Raw genomic sequence first — 21,123 nt, 5'->3', positions numbered from 1 at the left:
CGCTCAGCCGGCCGGCAGGTCCACCAGCTCGGCCAGCCGGGCCCGATGACGGTAGGCAGTGCCGAAGGCCAGCTGATCGCTCTTGGCTCGCTTGAGGTATAGGTGCGCCGGATACTCCCATGTCATGCCGATGCCGCCGTGTAGCTGCACACACTCCTCGGCAGCATGCACCGCGATACCGCTGCAGTAAGCCTGCGCGACGGCCGTCGCGATGCCCGCGTCGCGATCTTCGGAAGCGCAAATGTCCGCGGCGTGACGTGCGGCCGCCGTCGCCGCACCGACCTCGAACCACAGATCCGCCAACCGATGCTTGATCGCCTGATACGAACCAATCGCGCGGCCGAACTGCTTGCGCTGCTTGGCATAGTCCAGGGTGGTCTCAAAACACCACTGCGCCAGCCCGAGTTGCTCGGACGCCAGCAGCGCCGCACCCGTCTGTAACGCGACGGCTACTGCGGGATCCGCCGGTCCGACGACCGTTGACGGCGCTGCCGAAAAACGTACATTGGCAAGGGGTCTCGTCATATCCAGGGCCAGCAGCGGTGACACCTGCACACCCGCTGCGTTGGTGGCGACGGTGTGCAGCTCAAGACCGTCGGCACCCGCGACCGGCACCACCAAGACGTCGGCTTGACCGGCGCCGGCGACGCTGCTGACCGCCCCGCTCAGCCCGTCCGCCCCGACACTTACCCCCGCGATCGCGTCGCCGGGCGCGGTCGACAGCGGCACCGCCAGCGCCGCGGTGAACTCACCTTGGGCCAGCCCAGAAAGGGTTTCGGTGTCGCCGGCCACCAACAACGCGACCGTGGCAAGCACCGCACTGGACAAGAACGGCACCGGCGCGACGGCGCGGCCGATCTCCTCCATCACGACCGCGGCCTCACGGGCACTGCCGCCGGCACCGCCAAGCGATTCCGGCACCAGCAGGCCCGCAACCCCCAGCTCGCCGCCAAGCCGCAGCCAGAGGTCGGAAAAGTCCTGCGGCTCTGGGTCATAAGCCCGAGCTACCACCTCGGGTGCACACCGCTCGGCGAACAGGTGGCGGACGCTGTCGCGCAGCGCCTCCTCGGTGTCGGAGTAAAGCAAGTCCCCGATGCTCATCGGTTCAGGTCCTTCCAGGCGACATCCTTGTCGACGCGGTGTTCGCCCGGCAGGCCGAGAATCCGTTCAGAAATGGTGTTGCGCAAGATTTCCGACGTGCCACCCTCGATCGAGTTACCGCGTGCCCGCAGGTAGCGGTATCCGGGTTCGCGGCCGACCAAGTCGACGACTTCTGTTCTGCGCATCGTCCAATCGTCGTACTGTAGGCCGGACTCGGCGTGCAGCTCGATGTCGAAACCCGAAAGCGATTGCGCCAGCTTGGCGAAGGCGATCTTCATGCCGGCGCCCTCCGGCCCAGGCTGGCCCGCTACGGCCTGCTGCCCCAGCCGTTCCCCCGCCAGTCGAAGGACTTCCGCCTCCACCCAGAGCCGCATCAGTTCGTCGTGCATCGCGCCGTTGCGCAGCCCCGGTTCGTCTCGCCATGCGCGGGCGATCTTGCCAATGATCCCGCCCTCCCGCGGAACACCGGAACTGGCACCGATCGCGACACGTTCGTTGTTGAGCGTGGTGGTCGCAACCCGCCAGCCGCCACCCACCGGGCCGAGCCGATTCGCATCGGGCACGCGGACATCGGTGAGGAACACCTCGTTGAACTCGGCCTCACCGGTGATCTGGCGCAGCGGCCGGACATCGACACCCGGTTGCGTCATGTCGCAGACGAAGTAGGTCAAACCCGCGTGCTTGGGCACGGTCGGGTCGGTGCGGGCAACAAGGATGGCCATCTGCGCGTGTTGCGCCATCGACGTCCACACCTTCTGCCCGTTGACAATCCAGTCGTCACCGTCGCGGACCGCGCGCGTCGCCACCCCGGCCAAGTCCGATCCCGCGCCCGGTTCGCTGAATAGCTGGCAGTAAACCTGTTCACCGGTGAACAACGGGCGCAAGAACTTTCGCTTCTGCTCGTCGGTGCCGAAGGCCGCGATGGTCGGGGCCGCCATGCCCATGCCGATGAAGTTCTTGACGGTTCCGCCCACCGGCGCGCCCGCGGCGGCCAACCGAGTGTTCACCAGTTCCTGCGCTTTACGCGGCAGGTCGCATCCGCCGAAACCCGGCGGCAGGTGCACCCAGGCCAACCCCGCATCGAATTGCGCACCAAGGAAATCGCGAGGCTCGGTGGTCGCCGGGTCGTGCCCGTCCAGCAGAGCCTGCACCCGCGCGGTAACGTCGGCCGAGAAATCCTGCGCGCTCATGGCGTGCCTTCGGGCCGCATCTGGTAGCCCTGCGCACCGCCGAGCAGCAAACCGCCGTCGATGACCATCGTCTCACCGGTGATCCAGCTCGCCGCGTCGGAAACCAGAAAGGCCACCGCGTTCGCCACATCGGTTGGCTCACCGATGCGTCCGAGCGCAATCTGCGATGCCAGTGGGTCTTCGTGGTCCTTCCATAGCGCCTCGGCCAACCTGGTGCGAACCACTCCCGGGGCAATCGCATTGACCCGGATGCGCGGCGATAGTTCCAGGGCCAGTTGCTTGGTGACGTGGATCAGCGCCGCCTTGGTGGCGTTGTACATACCCATCCCCACCGATTGGTGCAGCCCGCCTATCGAGGCGGTGTTGACGATCGCGCCGCCGTGTTCGCCCATCCATGCCTTGACAGCAAGCGAAGTCCACAACAGCGGAGCCCACAGATTCACCTCGAAGATCTTGCTGAACCGCGCGTGATCCTGCTCGATCAGCGGCCCGAATGCCGGATTGGTGCCCGCGTTGTTGATCAGGATGTCAACGCTGCCGAACCTTTCCAGCGTGAGATCCACGCAGCTGCGCGCGGCGTCCTCGTCGACCGCGTGTGCCCCCACGCCCAGCGCCCGCTCTCCGACTTGCGCCGCAGCCTCTTGCGCCGCTTCCTGTTTGCGGGCGGTGAGCACCACATTGGCTCCCGCCGCCGCCAGCTGTTGGGCAATCGCCAGCCCGATTCCGCGCGAGGCTCCCGTGATAATCGCAGTACGGCCGGTCAAATCCAGTGAAGTCATCTTCGTACACCTTTTGTTTTGTGGGGGGCCAACTTCGCCAGCAGAGAACGTAGATTGTCAACCAATCTTTTCTGGGAGGTTTTGTTCGCGTGCGTGCGTGGTATGCGAGTCGCATGTTAGCGAAATTGACCCTCCTGAAACCACTGGTTCTCGGCGGGGCTGTTGCTGCCGCGATCGCCGCCGCACCGATGGCCGCCGCGGATAGTTTTGCGACCGGCCCGGCGATGACCGGCCCGTCTGCGACCCACGTCGTCTTCAAGGACGACCCGGGCGGCGGCGGCTGCGACGCCAACGGCAACTGCGGCTCCGGCGGCCAGAACAGCGGCCCGGGCGGCGGTCCGGGTGGCACTGGCTGCCTGCCGGGCGTCGGCTGCGGCTCCGGCGGCCAGAACGCCGGCCCGGGCGGCGTTCCGGGCGGTACCGGATGCCTGCCGGGCGTTGGCTGCGGATCCGGCCACGCCTGATTCCCCTGCCGACACGACCCTTCAGACTCCCGTCAGCCTGCTGATCCAGGCGCGGGAGTCTGAGGGGTCGATTACGTCGTCAAGCTCGAACGTCGTGGCGGCCCGAAGCGCCTTTCCGTGTTGATACGCCGCGGCCACCAGCTTTTCGAATAGCTGCTCACGTTCGCCCGCATCGGCCGCTGCGGCCAGCTCCTTGCTGAAGCCCAGCCGCACCGCGCCTTCCAGGCCCATGCCGCCGATCTCCCCCGTCGGCCAGGCGACGGTGAACTGCGGGGCATGGAATGGGCCGCCCGCCATGGCCATCGCACCCAATCCATAACCCTTGCGCAAGATGATCATTCCGAACGGCACCGTCAGCCGCGCACCCAGCACGAACATCCGGCCGAAGCGGCGGACCGCGGCCTGCTTCTCGGCGTCCGGCCCGACCATGAATCCGGGTGTGTCGCACAACGAAATCACCGGCAGCCGAAACGATTCGCACAACGCGAGAAAGTCACCGGCCTTATCAGCGGCCTCGGCATCGATCGCGCCACCCAGATGGTGACTGCTGTTGGCTATCAATCCAAATGCCACACCCTGGACGCGGACAAGTGCGGTGACGATCCCGACGCCGTAATCGGGGCGCAACTCGAGCACCGAGCCGACATCGACGATCGACTCGATCGCCCGCCGCACGTCGTAGGCGCGTAACCGGTTCTCCGGCACCACATGTCGCGCCAGCCGTGGATCGGGCGCCTCCCAGTCGCCGACGCTGCCCTGAAAGTACGACAGATATTGTCTGGCCAGCGACACCGCATGCGTTTCGTCACGGGCGACCAGGCTCACCACGCCGTTGTGCCGCTGCACGTCGATCGGACCTATCGCCTCGGGCGGGTACACCCCAAGCCCGCCGCCCTCGATCATTGCCGGCCCGCCCATCCCGATATTGGCGTCCGGGGTCGCGATGATCACGTCGCACACTCCGGCCAGCGCGGCGTTTCCGGCGAAGCAACGCCCGGAGACGATGGACACCAACGGCACCCGGCCGCGCAGCCCGGCAAGCACCCGGAATGTCGGCACATCCAGGCCCGCCGCACCACCGACGTCGGTGTCGCCGGGCCGTCCGCCCCCACCCTCGGCGAACAGCACTATCGGCAACCGCTTTCGGGCGGCCACGTCGAAGACGCGGTCCGTCTTGGCATGGTTGCGCATGCCCTGCGTTCCGGCGAGGACGGTGTAGTCGTAGGACACCACCACTGTCTCGGCCGCCGCCCGCCCAAATCGGCCGGCGCCGATGGTTGCCAGGCCGGCGACCAGGCCGTCGGCCGGGGTGTTGGCGATGAGGTCCTCTTCGGAGCGCCGGCTGCGTTGCGCGGCAATGGCGAGCGCGCCGTATTCGACGAAGCTGCCGGCGTCGACCAGATCGGCGATGTTCTCCCGAGCGGTGCGCCGACCCTTGTTGTGCCGCTTGGCTACTGCGGCTTCGCGCCCTTCGTCAAGGGTGAGCAGATGGCGCCGCCGGACCTCGTCGAGGTCGGCGCGCGGCCGGTCGAGATCGACCGCGGCGACAGCGGACTCGCCGCCGATACTGGCCCCGGTGCGGGTGAAGACCACCAGTGGATCGCCGGTTCCGACAACCTGACCGGGTGTCACGAGATTGCGGACCGTTCGCAGCGCGTGCGGTGCGACGAGCACATGTTGCATTTTCATCGCCTCGAGCACGACCAGTTGATCGCCGGGAGAAAGCGCGGTTCCCTCGGGCGCCAACTCGACCACGGTGCCCGCCAGCTGCGCACGTAGCGCTTCCTCACCGGGATAGAGCTCGACGGACGCCATCCGGGTGTCGTGTTCGTGGGTGAGCGCCGCGGCCGCCAACTTCGGAAGCTTGGCATCGAGGAAGCCCGTCGTCACCACGCCGGACTGAATTTGGCTGTCGGACAGCAGCTCTTGCAGGAAATTGATGTTCGTGCGGACACCCTCGACACCGAATTCGGCCAGCGCGGTGCGCAACTTGCGCAGTGCCGCCTGCAGCGACGACCCGTGCACGTGGGTGATGACCTTGGCCAGCAGCGAGTCGTATCGCGCACTCAACGCCAACCCCGTCCGGCCGAAGGTGTCGACGCGTACACCCGGACCGCTCGGCGGCGAGAACACCGTTAAGACGCCTGCGGCGGGCACGACCGCCCCGTCGGCCGTCAGGGTTTCGATGTTGACCCGGGCCTGTATCGCAATGCCGCGCCGTGCGGCGGGCTCGCCGATGACTTCGTCACCGTCAGAGGCGATTCCGGACGGCAATCCCAGCTGGTAGTAGGAGGCGCCGCCGGCGATGGCGAGCTGTGCCGCGACCAGGTCCACCCCGGCGGTCTGCTCGGTGATCGTGTGCTCGACCTGAATGCGGGGGTTGACCTCGAGGAAGACGAATGTTTCACCGGCGACCAGGAACTCGACGGTGGCTAGCCCGCGCAGTCCGACTCTGCCGCACAGCCGAGCGGCGGCCAGGTGTAGCTGGTGGCGCAACGCATCCGAAATCCCTTGAGCAGGAGCTATTTCGACGATTTTCTGGTAGCGGCGCTGGAGGCTGCAATCGCGGTCGCCCAGGGCGAGCGCATGCGTTCGGGGCCCGGCGGGCGCGGCGACGATCTGGACCTCGATGTGCCTGGCGTCGTCGAGAACCGCCTCGGCGAACACCGCCGCATCGCCGAATCCCAGTTGCGCCTCCGCGGCACACAGCCGGTGGGCATTGTCGATCTGATCAGCGCTATCGACTCGGCGCATACCGCGCCCGCCGCCGCCTGCCAGCGCCTTGATCATGACAGCCCCACCTTGAGTGGCGAAGAATGCCCGGATGTCCGCGGCGCTGCTGGGCCCAACGGTGGCGGGCAACACCGGCACACCGGCAGCGATCGCGGCGGCGCGCGCCGCGGATTTATTACCGACCGTCTCGAGCACGTCGGCGTCCGGCCCCACGAACGTGTACCCGGCCGTTGTGCACGCGCGAGCGAAATCGGCGCTCTCCGAGAGAAAGCCATAGCCTGGATGAATCAGCCCCGCGCCGGCATTCTTCGCCGCCGCGAGTAGCGACGACTGGTCCAGGTAGGCTTGCGCTCCGCTGCCCGGCAGACCGATCGCTTCGTCCGCCGCGTGCACGTGCGGACTGTCGGCATCGTCCTCGGCGTAGACCGCGATCGTCTGCATACCCAATTCGGTGGCGGTGCGGATGATCCGAAGTGCGATCTCGCCGCGGTTCGCGATCAGCAGGGTAGCGCTCATCGGAGCGGGTCACCCCACTGCACTTCACCACGCAGCCTGGCTTTGAGTAGCTTGCCGCCAGCGTTGCGCGGCAACGCTTCTGATACCACCGTCACGTACTGCGGAAGTTTGTAATCGGCGAGCTGTCCGCTGCAGTGCTCGAGTACGGCCGGCACGTCGATCTGCGCCGCACCACCGAACAGCACGGCTCCTACTTTCTCACCCATGACCTCGTCGGGCACCGCTAGCACGCAGGCATCCGCGACGTTGGGCGCGGCCAACAACACCGCTTCGACCTCGACGCTCGAGACGTTCTCTCCGCCGCGATTGATGATGTCCTTGAGTCGGTCGACGATGTGCACCCGGCCCGCGTCGTCGACACGCACCACGTCGCCGGTGTGCAGCCAGCCGTCAATGATGGCCTCCTCGGACGCCTGCGGCCGGTTCCAGTATCCAGCAGTCAGATTGGCCCCGCGCGCCACCAACTCACCCACACCTGCGTCGTCACCGCTGGGGATCACGCCGAGATCCACGGTGGGGACCGCGTACCCCACCGAGTCGGCGTGTTCGACCGCGTCGGAGTCGGGTAGCACGGTCATCAGCGAGGCGGACTCGGTCATGCCGTAGCCGTTGAACACCTTTGCCTGCGGAAAGGCGTTCTTCACCGACCGCACCAACGAGGGCGCGATAGGCGCCCCACCGTAGCCCACCCAGCGAACACCGGAGATATCCGTGGAATGAAATTCCTTGTGCCGCAGTAATAATGCGTAAATCGCGGGAACAGTCACCAGCTGCGAAATGCGTTCGATGCTCAGCGTGGTGGTCACCTCGTCTAGGTTGAGCGTCGGCATGATCACCGAGGCTCCCCCGAGTCGCACAGCGACTAATAATTGTGTATTACAACCGGTTACGTGAAACAGCGGCACCGAGATCAGGGTGCGCAGCTCCTCACCGGCATTTGGTGGAAATCCCATGCACCGAACACAATTCTCGGTGTTGGTGACGAATGCCTCATGGGTGGTCGGCACGCCCTTGGGATGCCCGGTGGTCCCCGAGGTGTAGAACAGCGCGGCGGTGTCCAACGGCGTGAGTCCTTCGGCCACATAGGGTAGGCCGTCGGGCAGCGGTGTGTCCGCAGACAGATCCACTCGCGCACCCGCGTCGGACAGCACGAACTCGATTTCGGGCTGCGCCGAGCGCGTATTGACCGCCACCGCAATGCCGCCGGCCATCACCGTTCCCCAAAACGCCAACACCCAATTGATACCCGCGGGATAGCGCACCGCCACCCGGTCACCGGGTTGCAGACCGGCCGCCCGCAGCCCGCCGGCGACCCGCGCAGCGCGGTCCCACAACTGCCGGTAGGTCAGTCGGCCGGCACCGACTTCGACCACGGCCTCGCTAGCGGGACGGCGCTCGACCTGCTCGGCCAGCATGTCCAGCAGCGTGGCAGGCAGGTCCTCGTAACGCAGGATGCCGTCGGGGTCGCGGGTCACGCCCGTCGTCGAGAACGGGTTGTGGCCGCGTGGAATTTCGATCACTTCAGGCATGCCCGGTCCTTACTATTGGCGTGTCCTATCGTGATAGCGGTGACGATCGAGGATTCCGCCATCATGCCCGAGGCGTTTTTCGCCGCCGTCGGCGACTCCTATGTTCCGGCTCCGCTGACACAGGGGCCGTGGGGCGCGGCAATGGGCGGCCAGATCGTCGGAGGTTTGTTGGGTTGGGGCATAGAACAATCGGGCATCGATGCCGACTTTCAGCCTGCCCGGCTTACCGTCGACCTGCTGCGGCCAGTGCTGCTGCGACCGGTGCAGATTCAGACTTCGATACAACGCGAAGGCCGCCGCATCAAGCTGGTCGATGCCGCCCTGATTCAGCGCGGCACGGTCGTCGCCCGCGCTAGTGCGCTGTTCCTGCGTCGCGGCGATCATCCCGAGGGCCAAGTGTGGTCCTATCCGGTCCAGATGCCGGCGCTGCCGACGTCCTACGACGGTTTTCCTACCGACATGCCGTTCCTCATTTGGGGGTACGGGGCCACGTTCGAAGGCAGTCCCGGCATCGCGGCGGGCGAGTGGGAGCAATCCCACCCCCAGAAGTTCGCCTGGGCGCGGGTGTTTCGCCCGATGGTGCAAGGCTACCCGTTGACGCCGTTTACTCGCCTGGCCTTCGTCGGTGACATCACGAGTTCGCTCACCCATTGGGGCACAGGCGGATTGCGCTACATCAATGCCGACTACACCGTTACCGCGAGCCGACTGCCCGATGGTGAATTTGTCGGGTTGGCCGCTCAAAGCCACTACGGCACAGCAGGGGTCGCCACCGGCGCGGCGACCCTGTTCGACTGCCACGGCCCGATCGGCACCAGCTCCGCACTGGCCGTGGCCCAGCCCGCGGATGCATTCAAACCGACTCACACTTAGCCCGACCGCGTCGCGACGACCAGGTCATCACTATTCGTGCATACCCGCCTGCCCACCGATCTGCTTGACCGTCGAAATCTCGCACTGTGTCCGGCGTTTGGGCTATGCTCCTCTACTACCTGCAGATCGGAGCTACACAGTCCCGTAGCGGGGGGACCGTCACTGCGGTGGGTGGACATTTCCCTTGGAGGGGAGTGCACATGCGCCTCGGCTTGCGATCCCCTTGCAGCGCCGTCTGCGGGACGGCGCCCGCCATGGTGTGCCCTGCGCCGTGACAACTCCGGTGCTCGACCTCGACGGCCGCGTGGTCGACCGACGCCACGAGCTCACCGAACTCCGAACCGCAGTAGAAACGGCCGGACGGGTCAGCGGAGGATGCGTCCTGCTCAGCGGGGCTCCAGGAGTAGGCAAGTCGACACTCACGCAGGCCTTCGGCGTCGAGGTCTCCCGCCGCAACTGCATATTCGCCTACGGCAGGTGCCGGGACGGCGCACCGGCGCCCTACTCAGCATTGGCGGACGCACTTAGCTCGCTGGTCCGCACCATGGAGGCCACCGGTGCGGCCGAGCGCGACAGTTGGCGTGCCGATCTCGTCGGCGAGACGTCGGGGTTCGCCGGTGTCCTCTGCGAGCTCGTGCCCGAACTGGCGCAGGTGCTGGGCGAATCCTCGGATGATGCCGACCTCGATGCGGCGGATGCTCGCCGTCGCCTGCACCGCGCGGCCATCCGACTGGTGTCGACCACCGCGTCCTACCGCCCGGTGGTGCTGGCGATTGATGACTTGCAGTGGGCAGATCGAGACACGCTGCTGCTGTTGTCCGAACTGTTGACGGTGTCGCTTCGCAACGTCTTAGTCATCGGTGCGCACCGCGCGGGCGAATTCGATCCGGACTTGGCGGGCATTAAATCGGAGAACCTCAACACCATTGCGCTCGAACCGCTGGCGCCCGAAGATGTCGAGGAGCTGCTCGCCGACGTGTGCGGCCAGAGCGTGGAGCTGAGCGATGTGGCCGCCGAGTTCCACCATCGCACCGGAGGCAATCCGCTGCAGGTCCGTCAGCTGCTGTACCGCGCCCAACGCGAAGGCGCGCTCATCGCGGTCGGCCCCGGTGGCCACCCGAGCTGGGACCTGCGCGTGCTCACGTCGATCGAGGTCTCCGCGACGGCAGCCGAGTTCCTCGGCCGGTACCTCGACCAACTTCGCACCGGCGACCGGGAAGTGTTGAGTTCGCTGTCATGCATCGGTGGTGAGTTCGACCTCGACGACGCCACGGAAGCGGCCGCGCGGTCGCCCGACGTCGTGGCCCAAGCGCTCTGGGCTTGCCTCGAGCTTCGGCTGATCGAGGCCCTCGACGGCGGCGGCCAGCGGATCACCAACGCGATCAGCCGCGACGCCCGCTATCGGTTCAGCCACGACCGCGTGGCTGAAACGGCGCGCGCGGCGCTGTCCGCCGACGACATGCGCGCCATTCACCTGCGCCTCGGCCGACGGCTGGTCACGCTTGGCGACGCTCGGGTGTTCGAAGCCGCGCGCCACGTCGGCATCGGTGGCCTCGGGCTGGCCGACGACGTAGAGCGCACCCGGTTCGTCGAGGTAGTGCGGCGGGCCGCGCGGAAGGCTCGAGCGCAGGCCTCGTTCCCGTTGGCCTTCGGGTACTGCCGGAGCGCTTTGGACCTGCTCGGTGAGCAACGTTGGGCCGCACACTTCGCGCTGACCCGGGAGCTGCAACTCGACGCCGCCGACGCGGCATTGCTGGTCGGTGATGTGACAGCGCTCAATGCGCTACTCGACGAGGCCGAGAAGATCTTGCGCGAGCCCGCGGACCGCGCGCGACTCGCATACCTGCGGCTCAAGGGGCGCGTCGCAGAGAACCGACTGCAGGAGGCGCTCGAGATCGGGCGGAAGACGCTCGACGAGTTCGGCGAAAAGGTGCCAAGCGACGCGGGCAAGCCACGGATGGGCAACGCAATCGTCCGGATGAGGCTGACGATGCGTGGCTGGAGCACCGAGCGGCTGCTGCGGCTACCGCACTGCGATGACCAGGGATTCATCGCGCTGCACCGGATTCTTGTCGAACTGTGCAGCATGGCGGTGCTCGTCCGGCCGAACCTCCTGCCCTTGCTGGTCCGAAAGCAACTCAATCTGACCTTGGCGTACGGCCACACACCGTCCTCGCCGCTGGTCATGGCCGCGTACGGGATTGTCCTCGTGCTGGTCGGTGACTACGCGGGCGGTCAGCGCTTCGGCGAGGTAGCCATGCAGCTTGCCGAGCGCCCGGAATTCCGGGAGACCCGGCCACAAACGGTGTTCATGCACCTGGACTACATCCGCCACTGGAGGCAACCGATCCGCGACGGGTTGGGCGAGCTTCGCGACAGCGCCGAGGAGGCACTCGATCAAGGCGACCAGGAGTATGCCGCCTACCTGGTCGCGGTCCTGCTAGCCCAGTCATTCTGGGCCGGCCGTCCGCTCGCGGAGATCGATGCGCTGGCCAGCTCGCTGATCCCGCAGTTCCGTTCCCAGCCCGTGCCCAGCGCCCTTTGCCAGGCGATGCAGCAGCTTTGCCTCAATTTGATGGGCCGCAGCGCCGATCCCTTCCTGCTCGCCGGCGAGAGTGGTTACGACGAGCGAGACGTGCTGCCGGCGGCCCGTCTCGAGGGCGACGAGGTGGCCCTGGGCGTCGCTGCAGCCATGAAGCAGGGCCTGCACTTCTGGTGTGGCGACCACGCCGGGGCGGCCGCGGCCACGCCGGCAGCAATCGAGTATCTCGGCGGGCTGGCCGGCACCACGGCATCACAACTTGTCTATCTGGTCGGCGCGCTGAGCATGATCCAGTGCGCGCCGCGAGACTCTTCGACAGCCCACTTTGTCCGCCAGACCCTGGCGTTGCACCGCAAGTGGGCGGCGGGCGCACCGGAAAACTACGCGGCACCGCATGCCCTGATCCAGGGGTCGTGGGAGCGAGCACGCGGGCAACATGCCAAAGCGGAGCGCTACCTTCACCAAGCGATCGAGCTCGCCGAGAGAAACCAGCTCCCAACGATCAGTGCGCGCGCCCACGAGGAAGCCGCCGCCCTCTACGCCGACACCGGGCGCACGACGCTTCGTGAACACATGCTGCGGTCGGCGTACCAGCACTGGCTGAATCTGGGTTTCGCGGTGCGCGCCGACTGGCTCGCGCGGGAACACCCCTGGCTACTGCGACGCGATCTCACGGGTTCGGCTGGGATCGACCCGGTCGGCGCGCATCAACTGCTGCACGCGCTATCGGGCGCGCGAACGCCGGACGGCTTGGCCAACATCATTCTGGGCTCGGTCGCGGACACGACGGGCGCGAGCCGCGTCCTGTTCCTCACCGGTGAAGCGGGGAATCTGTCGGTGCGCGCAGTCAACGATCACGGCGACATTTCGATTGTGGACGGGCCGTGGACCGAGGTGTCTTATGACACCAATATCGTGCGCCGCGCAATGGACGCGGGCTCCCCGCTGATCGTCGCGGCCGACGCCGCCGCCCCGACGGGCGGCCGGTCACCGGGACGGCGTCAGCAGCAGCAGCAAATTCAGGCATCAAGGCCGTCCATACTCGTCGTTCCGATAATGGTGCAGGACAGAACAATCGGCGTGGTTTATGCCGAGCATGGCGAGCCCGGTAGCAACTTCGTCGCCGACCACGAGCAGGCGGTCGCATTCTTGTGCGCCCAGGCTGCCGCGCCGCTATGGAACTTCCAGCTCGAAGCACGACTACGGGCCGCCGACGAGTACCGGCAGTCCCTGATGGATGTGCAGTCGAGATTTGTGCCCAACGAACTGCTGCGCATCCTCGACATCGACGACCTTCGCCGGGTCCGCAGCGGCTACCGGGTCGAGCGTGAGATGACGGTGCTCATCAGCGATATCCGGGGCTATACGACCATGATCGAAGACATGAACGTCGGCGAAGCGGGCAATTTGGCGATGGGCTTTCTGCGGGCCGTCGAGCTCCCAATCATCAGCTACAACGGCATGATTCAAGACGTACGCGGCGACGAAATCGTCGCCGTCTTCGAGTCCCCGTCCGACGCCGTCCGGGCGGGGTTGGCCATGCTGCGCTCCTTGGCCGAGCACAACCGGGAACGTAAGGCGCTGGGCTCCGAGGAGCTGCGGGCGGGCATCGGCATCAATACCGGGGCGGTGGGAGTTGGGCTCGTCGGTGGCGTAAACCGCATGGTGCTCACCATCATCGGCGACGCGGTGAACCTGGCCGCGCGTATCGAGAGCACCAACAAACGCTACGGCTCCGCCTTGCTTATCTCCGATCGCACCTATCAGCGCCTCGCTGAATCCGAGCAGTTCGACGTCCGTCGCATGGAGCGCGTCATGGTGGTCAACCGACGCCGACCGGTCACGATTTATGAAGTGTACGACGAGGATTCGGCGTCACTTCGCGAGGTGAAACGCGCGGCGCAACCCGCATTCGACGAGGCCTTCGCGCTGTTCGACGCGGGCGACGTCGGCGGGGCGCGCGCCGCTTTCGAACGATGCCGCGAGCTACTGCCCGAGGATCCTGTAGCACCGCTGCACCTCGCGCACTGCGACGCGGTGGCACGCGGTGAGATGACCCCCGGTCAAGAGATAGCGCTGTTGAACAAGTAGTGCACTACTCCACTTCGACAACTTCGGCGAAGTAATTGCGCACGTGCCGAATTTGTCTCATGATTTGTACCGACAGTCGGGGGCCCTCGAGGAGCGGCAGCCATGTACATGAGTGCGGAGCGGTTGGCTCTGGCCAACCAGGCGGTCAAAGACACGTTCGCGCATTGCAGCGTTGCCTGGCAGGCCTTCCCGCATTGGGACACTGGTGATCCCAGCCAGACGATGGTGCCCAACGACAGCTTGACCACGCTTGCCAATGTGCCGCTTCAGCTGGAACACGTTGACTTCATCGTGTCGCTGGCCCAAGCCGTCGCACCGACGCCCGACGAGGTGCTCGAGCTGGTGAACGCCGCCACCGTCAAGCTCGCCGCGAAAGTAGATGCTGCGGTGTTCCCGGCACTCTATCCGGCCATGACACTGGCGACGACGGTGCACATCCCCTGGTGGCCAACGACTCAGCAGCTTCTGACTGGGCTGATCGAGGCTCGCGCGAAGGTCGAAAATGGGGGCTACCGGGCTCCGTCGTGTCTCGTGACGGACACCTTTGGGCTGCACTACCTCGCCGGAAGCACTATCGCGACCGGGAATTCCGGCACCGATGTGCTGTTGCCTCCGGCGAACATCAACTCGCTGCACCGCGTCAATACCCTCGCACCCATAACCGCCCTCGACGTCCGAGGGTGGCTGCTCGGACGGCGCCAACGAATAGCACACGGCGGCGCGGCGGGCGCCTCGCCAGGTGAAGAGGCCGTGGACCTCGCCGTCAGCGTTCTTCCCAGCCTGGAGGTCGTCGGTGCGACCGGGAACAACATAAACCTACGGGTCCGCATCAGGTACGTGACAAGGGTGAAGGATCGACGCGGGCTCGTCGTTATCCGCGTTCCGTAATGACGTCGACGTTGCCTGGCGCGCGCGCAGGCCCGATCGCGGTGAACGCGCTCGACGACTATCTCGCACTGTGCAAGGACGCCTGCGACAGCGAGATCGAGCGGCTGTACGGTCCGGACGAACGTGGGTCGAACAGCCTCTACGATCTGATCCTCGACTACCCGCTGCGCGGCGGGAAGGCGCTGCGGCCGGCACTGAGCATCGCGGCGTGCCTCGGACTCGGAGGCCACCTGGAGGCAGTCCTGCCGACAGCTGCGACGCTCGAGCTCTACCACAACGCGTTTCTCATCCACGACGACATCGAAGACGAATCATGGTGGCGGCGTGGCAAACCCACACTGCACATCGACCACGGCGTGCCGATCGCCGTCAACGTCGGTGACGCGATGCTGTCGCTCTCGCTGCAACCGCTGCTTGACAATGTCGAGCGAGTCGGGCTCGGACCTGCGCTGCGCATCCTACGAGCCATCGCCAAGATGACCCGGCTGACCGTCGACGGCCAGGCGCTGGAACTCGATTGGGTCCGATCCAACGCCTGGCGGCTCAACGACGCCGACTACCTCAAGATGGTGGAACTCAAGACCAGCTGGTACACGTTCATCACACCGCTACAGGCCGGCGCGATCGCATCCGGGGCCGCACCCGAGCGAATGGCTCCCCTCGAGTCACTCGGCCGGCATCTCGGAGCGGCCTTCCAGATCACCGACGACCTGCTGAACTTGCGGGCCGATCCGCAGGAGTATGGCAAGGAGATCGGCGGCGACCTCTGGGAGGGCAAACGAACCCTGATGCTGTTGCACACCTTGCGATGTGCCGAATCGAAGGACCAGGAACGCGCCGTACAGATTCTGGCCAAGCGGCGGCCCGGCCCCGACGGCGAGTTGGAGCTGATCGAACTGCTGGATCGCCTCACCACCTGCGGGCAATTGTCCCAGTCGGGGCGGGCTGAAATCCAGGCTCGGCTGCAGGGACACCACCCCTCGGAGTGCAAGAACCTCAACGACATTCAATGGCTCTACGAATTGATGCACGACGTCGGTTCGCTCGAGCACGCGCGGAATATCGCCGCCGGGCATGCCCAGAAGGCAGCCGCGGCGCTCGCCAGTCTCGACTGGTTCCCACCCAGCCGCCATCGAGACATGCTGGCCGACCTCGTGGACTACGTACACGGGCGGACCCGATGAACCCCGAAACCTTGCTTGGCATGCTGGCGGAACTCGAGCGGATCCGCGAGCTCACTCTCGACGTCATCGACCGGGAGACCCCGCAGTTGCGCCCGGCCCCGCCGGACGACGCTAGCGGGACCGAGCGGACCGCGTTCGATTTGCTTGTTGGCGCGCGCCGCGCGGTCCTGGGCAACCCCACGGCCGCGAGAGGGCTGCACGACCTACTCGTTGCCGAGGGCCGCCGCTACGCGAGCACTCCCCGCGGGGCGCGGCTGCGCGACGCCTTGGTCGACTCCGAAGCGGTAGAGAACCTCCGGCGCGTCTGGGAGATGGTGAGCCTCAACGTTCTCGACGGCCCCGCCACGCCTAACTCCGCCCCCGACGCCTGGGCGGAGCTGCTGGCCGACGCTGTCATCGGACACGGCCTCGAAGACTCGATCCTCGCTCGCTTGCGGCCCGAGGGGTTCGCATGACGCTCACCGATCCTCGCGAAGCGCTCGCCGATCAGAGCAATTTCATCGGCTACCTGGTCGGCCTGGCCGGCGCGGCCCGGATGGTTCACAACCTCGCCGACGACAACCGCCGAGTCGGAGCCGGCCGCGCGCCAGATGACTTCGTGCACGCCTTGCTGGGGCTTGCAAGCGTCGGCGCGGCGATCGAACGCCTCTCCAATTCAACTACGGCACAGCAGAATCCAACAGCCGCGATACCCGCCGAACCGATCACGCGGTGGCTGCGATGACCGCGCTGCTGGCACGCAGCGACTTCGTCCGCGCCCCGGTGCTGGCCATGACCAGACCGGCGGGGTACAAGGAGTGGCAGCACTTCGTGGTCCACGGACGTGACACCCGGCTTCTGATCAACTTCAGCTTCAACAACGAAGCGGTCGGCGCCGACGAAGTCCGGCTCGCGCCACGCGTCATCGTGATCGCTCACAACGAGGATTGGACCGGCGCTATCGAGCGGTTCGACGGGCGCGCCTTGAACGTCTCGGCCGATCTGGGTGAACTGACCATCGGCGCCAGCCGGATGACCGTGCTGCCCGACGGCTACCGCATCACAATCGACCTGCCGGACAAAAACATCCGGGGTACATTGCATTTCACCTCGGCGAGCCGGCCGTTCGTGGTCCGCAATCAACCGCTGGGGGACGGCCGGATCAACTGGCTGTTCGTACCGCGGCTGCGCGCCAACGGATGGGTATGTATCGGCGGCCGTGAACACCGGATGGAAGACGACCTCGCCTATCACGACCACAACTGGGGCCGGTTCCGGTGGGGCGACGACTTCGGCTGGACATGGGGCACAATCTTGCCCACCGAACCCGCCAACCCGTGGTCGATGGTATTCATGCAGACGACCGACCGAAGCCGGCAACGCTGTCTGTCCCAAGCGCTCTACGTCTGGCACCACGACGAGCCCGCCGCGATATTCCGGCACGCGTCGGTGCGGACGCGCTCGGAGGGTCGGCTTGCCCGAGCGGCCGACTGCACCTTGCCGCCCCCGATGCGGCTGCTGCTGGACGGCGAGGTACCGGGCGCGCCGGAACGGACGGATATCACCGCGACACGGGCAGGCGACCGGGTGCGTGCCGAGTTCCGCTCGCATTCTTATGCCCGCCTTGCACAGCCGAGCGAGATATACCTCGACCGTTCGACTGTGCTTTGCGAAACGGGCGGCACCACAAGCGCATGCGGCAAAATCAACGGCGAAGACTTCGACTTCGCCGGAACTGGTGTATTCGAGTTCCTCTATGGCTGAAAACATTTCGTCGCTATTGCGACGCTCGGCCGAGCACCTGGAGCACGAGGTGCCCGACAGTTACCGATTGATCGTCGCCACGCTCGGTCCGATGGTGGTCGAACTCGACGTCGACGACGAGGTGTTTTCGCTTCGCGGCGGTGGTCGACTGCAGGTATCGGACGGTGCGGCTCCGACGGCCGGTGCCCGGATCGTCACCTCGCGAGCCACGATCCTTGACCTGCTCGATGCGAAAGTGGGGCTCAGCGAGGCCGTCGAGACGGGCACGCTGAGCGTCCACGGGTCGCTCGACGACGTCCAATGCGCTCACAACTCGCTGCTGGCGTATGTCCACGCCGCGGTCCGCGCCTCCTCACAGCCCGCACTGCTGTCCGAACTGCGGGCGGGGGCGCCATGACCGGGCGCATCACGACGCCGGCATCCCGCGAACGACGTCCCGCGGTGGCGGTGCTCGGCGCCGGCATCGCCGGCCTCACCGCCGCGCACGAACTCGCGGAGCGTGGTTTCGTCGTCACGGTGTACGAGTTGCGACGGGATGAACGCAACGGGCTGGGATCCGAGCCGGCAGGCACCTACCCGCCCGTCAAACTCGGCGGCCTCGCGGCCTCTCAGTATTCGACGGTGGGCACACACGACGGGAGCCAAGCCGAACTGCGGCCCTTCCCGGGCCGGCGGGGCCGGCCGCGTGAGCCCCGACGACCGGTTCCGGGTGAACACGGCTTTCGCTTCTTCCCCGCGTTCTACCTACATATCTGGGATCTGTTCCAGCGCATCCCGGTCTACCAGCTGACGCACACGGCCGGCGGTACGGCCAGCTGGACACCAACGTCGCGCACTGTGTACGACAACGTCCGGCGGGTAGTCACCAAGGGCGTCACGGTGCACGGTCAGCCGTCCCTCGTCTTTCCCAGCGAACTCCCACGCAGCCCCGCCGAGTTTCTCGGAATCCTCAGCGAACTCGCAACATTGGGCTTCACTGCCAGCGACGTCGCGACCTACCTGACTAGGCTGCTCTGCTACCTGTCCTCCAGCCCTTTGCGTCGCGCACAGGATTTGCAGAACCTGTCCGCCTACGACTATCTGGTCGGCCACGACCGCAAGACAGGGATGAACCGCTACGCCTATTCACCGACTTGCGACAAGCTGTTGCGCCAAATGCCAAGAATCCTGGTTGCTCTCGATTCGATCTGGGGCGACGCGCGGACCAACATGAGCACCTATCTACAGCTGTACCTGAATATGGACCGCCGCGACAACAAGGCCGACGGAGTGCTCAACGGTCCCACCACCGAGTCGTGGTTAGACCACTGGTATCGCCACCTCGTCGCACTCGGCGTCCGCTTCGTCCAGAACGCGGCGGCTCGCCTTGACCCTCCGGTCTTCGACCCGACTCAGCCGGCCCATCTGCGGCCCCGCGCGCAGATCACGTTGGCGGATGGTACCCGGGTGAGTTCGGACTACACGGTCGTCGCAGTCGACGCCCCGGGAGCCGAATACATCACCAGCGCGTTGCGCGCGGCGGGCACCGGCGGAACCGTGGCCAGGCTGAACGGCTTCACCACCATCGCTCCCCCGCCGGACGGCCCCCTGCAACCCGAAAAGACCCGGCCTCAGCGGCGGCGGAATCCCTACTCGATGGATGAGATGGGACGGGTGCCATGGGATCGGTTCCAAACGCTGTGCGGCATCCAGTACTACTTCGACACGGAATTTCAGCTGCTCCGAGGACACATATTGCTCACCGGCACTCAGTGGGCGCTGTCCTCGATCAACCAGTCTGGATTGTGGGAGAAGCGACCGATACTGGACCTCGACGGCTGCACCTCGGTGCTCTCGGTCGACATCGGGGATTTCAACACCCCTTCCGGTCACTTGCTCGATGAGTTCGGCCGGGGAAAGGCGGCTCGCGACTGCACAGCCGACGAAATCGCCGCAGAGGTGTGGCACCAGATCATTTCCGCGCTCACGAGCAACGCGGGATCCGCCGCGGAAGAGGTCATGCCGTGGCCGGTGTGGTACGCGCTCGACCGGGGCCTGGTCATGGCTACCGGACCCGGGCAGGGCCAGGGCCGCGTGGTTCGCAACGAGTCACCGTACCTGGTTCCCATTGTCGGAGACTGGGACAATCGGCCCGGCAGCGATCCGTGGAACCCGCACGGAACGTCCTATACGACAACACCGCCAGAGGACGTGTGGCTGGAAGATCTTGAGCAGCAAAATGTCTGGCAGGCTCGTCATGGCGGCTATCAGGTGCACAACAATTCGGTGGTCTTCGCGGGCACGTGGAACAAGACATTCACTCGGGTGACGTCGATGGAGTCAGCGTGCGAATCGGGACGGCATGCCGTCAATGCCATTCTCGACCACTATATTTGGGTCGAGTCGGGTGGTCTCGATCGCCGAGAGAAGACCCCGGCGCTCGACTGGGAGTTCCCCTACGGCTTCCTCGATCAAGGTATGTCGAGTCCGATTCGGATGCCGACACCGGCAGGCGACTACTGCTACGTGTTCGACATCGAAAACCGTGAGCCGGCCGACACCCGCGCGCTCCGCACGGTCGACTCGAAACTCAGCGAACAGTCGCTGCCGCATCCGCTGGATACACCGGCCGCGGTGTCGTTCGGCACCCCTTCGCCCCCCATCCCGCACTAGCTGGAGGTCATCAAATGAACATGCCTACAACGGATTACAACCAGCAGTTGCTCTGCTATCTGCAGAATTGGCGACAGCTTCTCGAGCAGTGGGCGGCAATGGCGGCCGGGTCACCATTCCTGACCGGGCCGCCGGTGCTGCCCACCGCCCCGGCGGGAGGACAGTTCATTCCGCCCATGGGGCCGTTCATGCAGTTCCTGCCGCCAATGCCGGTCATGCCACCAATTCCATCCACGCCGATGGGGCCGCCCACGCCTACGGTGTCACCGGCGCCGGGCGACTACGCCCAGCAGCTGTTCAGTCATCTTCAGGCGTGGCGGCAGTACCTCGAGCAGGCGACGGGAGCGGTGCCGGCACCGACCCAGGCGACCACGGCACCCGCCAACGACGGCGGCAAAACCGGTGCCCAGCCCTGGTCCGATGTTCCGATTCCGCCCGACGATGAGTACGCGAGCAAGGGCATCCCAAAAAGCGCTGACGGTACCGGCTCGAACTCAACATGGCCGCCGAAGTTGGTGTCCCGGGCGCCCAGCAAGTACCACCAGAGTCAACTCACTGCGGTCGGCACCGAACCAGCTGCGACCCCATTTGACGGCCCAAACGTTGACATCCTCCGCGAGCCATTCCAAATGGCGGACCCGACCACGCTCGCGGCTCGTCCCGACGCCTCGCGGCCCATCTCGGAAGCAATCGCTCGCCCTGAAGTGGGTTCGGCCTTTGTCCGCACAATGAATAGTGTCGACCACACCACGTTGCCGCAGGCCACCCCGAGATCGCTGTTCTCCACGCCCGGCGCGCCAGAAAGCTTCAGATAAGTTGGTGAAACACGTTCTCCCTA

Annotated in this window: 14 protein-coding genes and 1 pseudogene; 10 read left to right on the top strand and 5 right to left on the bottom strand. The window is 66.0% G+C overall.

All coding sequences use genetic code 11. The features are described 5' to 3' along the window. Nucleotides 1–3 precede the first annotated feature (3 nt). From H7K34_RS15905 to H7K34_RS15895, 3 genes are read right to left on the bottom strand one after another with little or no spacing between them, the layout of a single operon-like run. The gene (locus H7K34_RS15905; protein ID WP_264062952.1) at nucleotides 4–1,101 is read right to left on the bottom strand and encodes an acyl-CoA dehydrogenase family protein; all 1,098 of its coding nucleotides are present in this window, start codon (nucleotides 1,099–1,101) and stop codon (nucleotides 4–6) included. Continuing rightward, nucleotides 1,098–2,291 (bottom strand): acyl-CoA dehydrogenase family protein, encoded by a 1,194-nt coding sequence (locus tag H7K34_RS15900; RefSeq protein WP_264062950.1) that lies wholly within the window; start codon nucleotides 2,289–2,291, stop codon nucleotides 1,098–1,100. Before H7K34_RS15900 ends, H7K34_RS15905 begins: the two co-directional genes overlap by 4 nt. Next, nucleotides 2,288–3,070, bottom strand: a complete 783-nt coding sequence (locus H7K34_RS15895) for an SDR family oxidoreductase (protein WP_108920020.1) — start codon at nucleotides 3,068–3,070, stop codon at nucleotides 2,288–2,290. The genes H7K34_RS15900 and H7K34_RS15895 overlap by 4 nt, the downstream gene beginning before the upstream one ends. Nucleotides 3,071–3,204: 134 nt before the next feature. On the opposite strand from H7K34_RS15895, the gene H7K34_RS15890 reads away from it, so the two are divergent. Beyond that, complete coding sequence (locus tag H7K34_RS15890) at nucleotides 3,205–3,534, top strand: PE-PGRS family protein (protein WP_108920114.1); 330 nt, start codon at nucleotides 3,205–3,207, stop codon at nucleotides 3,532–3,534. 21 nt (nucleotides 3,535–3,555) lie between these two features. Here H7K34_RS15890 and H7K34_RS15885 read toward each other — a convergent pair whose 3' ends face one another. Next, nucleotides 3,556–6,783, bottom strand: a complete 3,228-nt coding sequence (locus tag H7K34_RS15885; RefSeq protein ID WP_264062948.1) for an acetyl-CoA carboxylase family protein — start codon at nucleotides 6,781–6,783, stop codon at nucleotides 3,556–3,558. Beyond that, a complete protein-coding gene (locus H7K34_RS15880) occupies nucleotides 6,780–8,312 on the bottom strand; it encodes a class I adenylate-forming enzyme family protein (RefSeq protein WP_264062947.1) in 1,533 nt (510 codons plus the stop codon). Before H7K34_RS15880 ends, H7K34_RS15885 begins: the two co-directional genes overlap by 4 nt. 39 nt (nucleotides 8,313–8,351) lie before the next feature. On the opposite strand from H7K34_RS15880, the gene H7K34_RS15875 reads away from it, so the two are divergent. The 9 genes and pseudogenes from H7K34_RS15875 (at nucleotide 8,352) to H7K34_RS15835 (ending at nucleotide 21,100) form a co-directional block, all read left to right on the top strand. After that, a complete protein-coding gene (locus H7K34_RS15875) occupies nucleotides 8,352–9,185 on the top strand; it encodes a thioesterase family protein (RefSeq protein WP_264062946.1) in 834 nt (277 codons plus the stop codon). A 283-nt stretch (nucleotides 9,186–9,468) separates the two neighbouring features. Next, a complete protein-coding gene (locus tag H7K34_RS15870) occupies nucleotides 9,469–13,818 on the top strand; it encodes an AAA family ATPase (protein ID WP_264063573.1) in 4,350 nt (1,449 codons plus the stop codon). 102 nt (nucleotides 13,819–13,920) lie between these two features. Then, nucleotides 13,921–14,706, top strand: a complete 786-nt coding sequence (locus tag H7K34_RS15865) for a hypothetical protein (RefSeq protein WP_264062945.1) — start codon at nucleotides 13,921–13,923, stop codon at nucleotides 14,704–14,706. Next, entirely contained in the window at nucleotides 14,706–15,890 is a 1,185-nt protein-coding gene (locus H7K34_RS15860) for a polyprenyl synthetase family protein (RefSeq protein ID WP_264062944.1), read from the top strand. The genes H7K34_RS15865 and H7K34_RS15860 overlap by 1 nt, the downstream gene beginning before the upstream one ends. Next, the gene (locus H7K34_RS15855) at nucleotides 15,887–16,345 is read left to right on the top strand and encodes a hypothetical protein (RefSeq protein ID WP_264062943.1); all 459 of its coding nucleotides are present in this window, start codon (nucleotides 15,887–15,889) and stop codon (nucleotides 16,343–16,345) included. The genes H7K34_RS15860 and H7K34_RS15855 overlap by 4 nt, the downstream gene beginning before the upstream one ends. Beyond that, a complete protein-coding gene (locus H7K34_RS15850; RefSeq protein WP_264062942.1) occupies nucleotides 16,342–16,614 on the top strand; it encodes a hypothetical protein in 273 nt (90 codons plus the stop codon). The genes H7K34_RS15855 and H7K34_RS15850 overlap by 4 nt, the downstream gene beginning before the upstream one ends. After that, nucleotides 16,611–17,633, top strand: a complete 1,023-nt coding sequence (locus H7K34_RS15845; protein ID WP_264062941.1) for a hypothetical protein — start codon at nucleotides 16,611–16,613, stop codon at nucleotides 17,631–17,633. Before H7K34_RS15850 ends, H7K34_RS15845 begins: the two co-directional genes overlap by 4 nt. Further along, nucleotides 17,626–18,030, top strand: coding sequence for an SCP-2 sterol transfer family protein (locus H7K34_RS15840; protein ID WP_264062940.1), 405 nt, complete (start codon nucleotides 17,626–17,628; stop codon nucleotides 18,028–18,030). The genes H7K34_RS15845 and H7K34_RS15840 overlap by 8 nt, the downstream gene beginning before the upstream one ends. After that, nucleotides 18,027–21,100 (top strand): annotated as a pseudogene (locus H7K34_RS15835) (NAD(P)-binding protein). The gene H7K34_RS15840 and the pseudogene H7K34_RS15835 overlap by 4 nt, the downstream one beginning before the upstream one ends. Nucleotides 21,101–21,123: the final 23 nt, after the last annotated feature.

This window comes from Mycobacterium montefiorense (genome assembly GCF_025823255.1).
Classification (GTDB): Bacteria; Actinomycetota; Actinomycetes; order Mycobacteriales; family Mycobacteriaceae; genus Mycobacterium; species Mycobacterium montefiorense.
The sequence above is the reverse complement of the archived record's forward strand: the minus strand, read 5'-3'. Positions and strand labels throughout refer to the sequence as shown.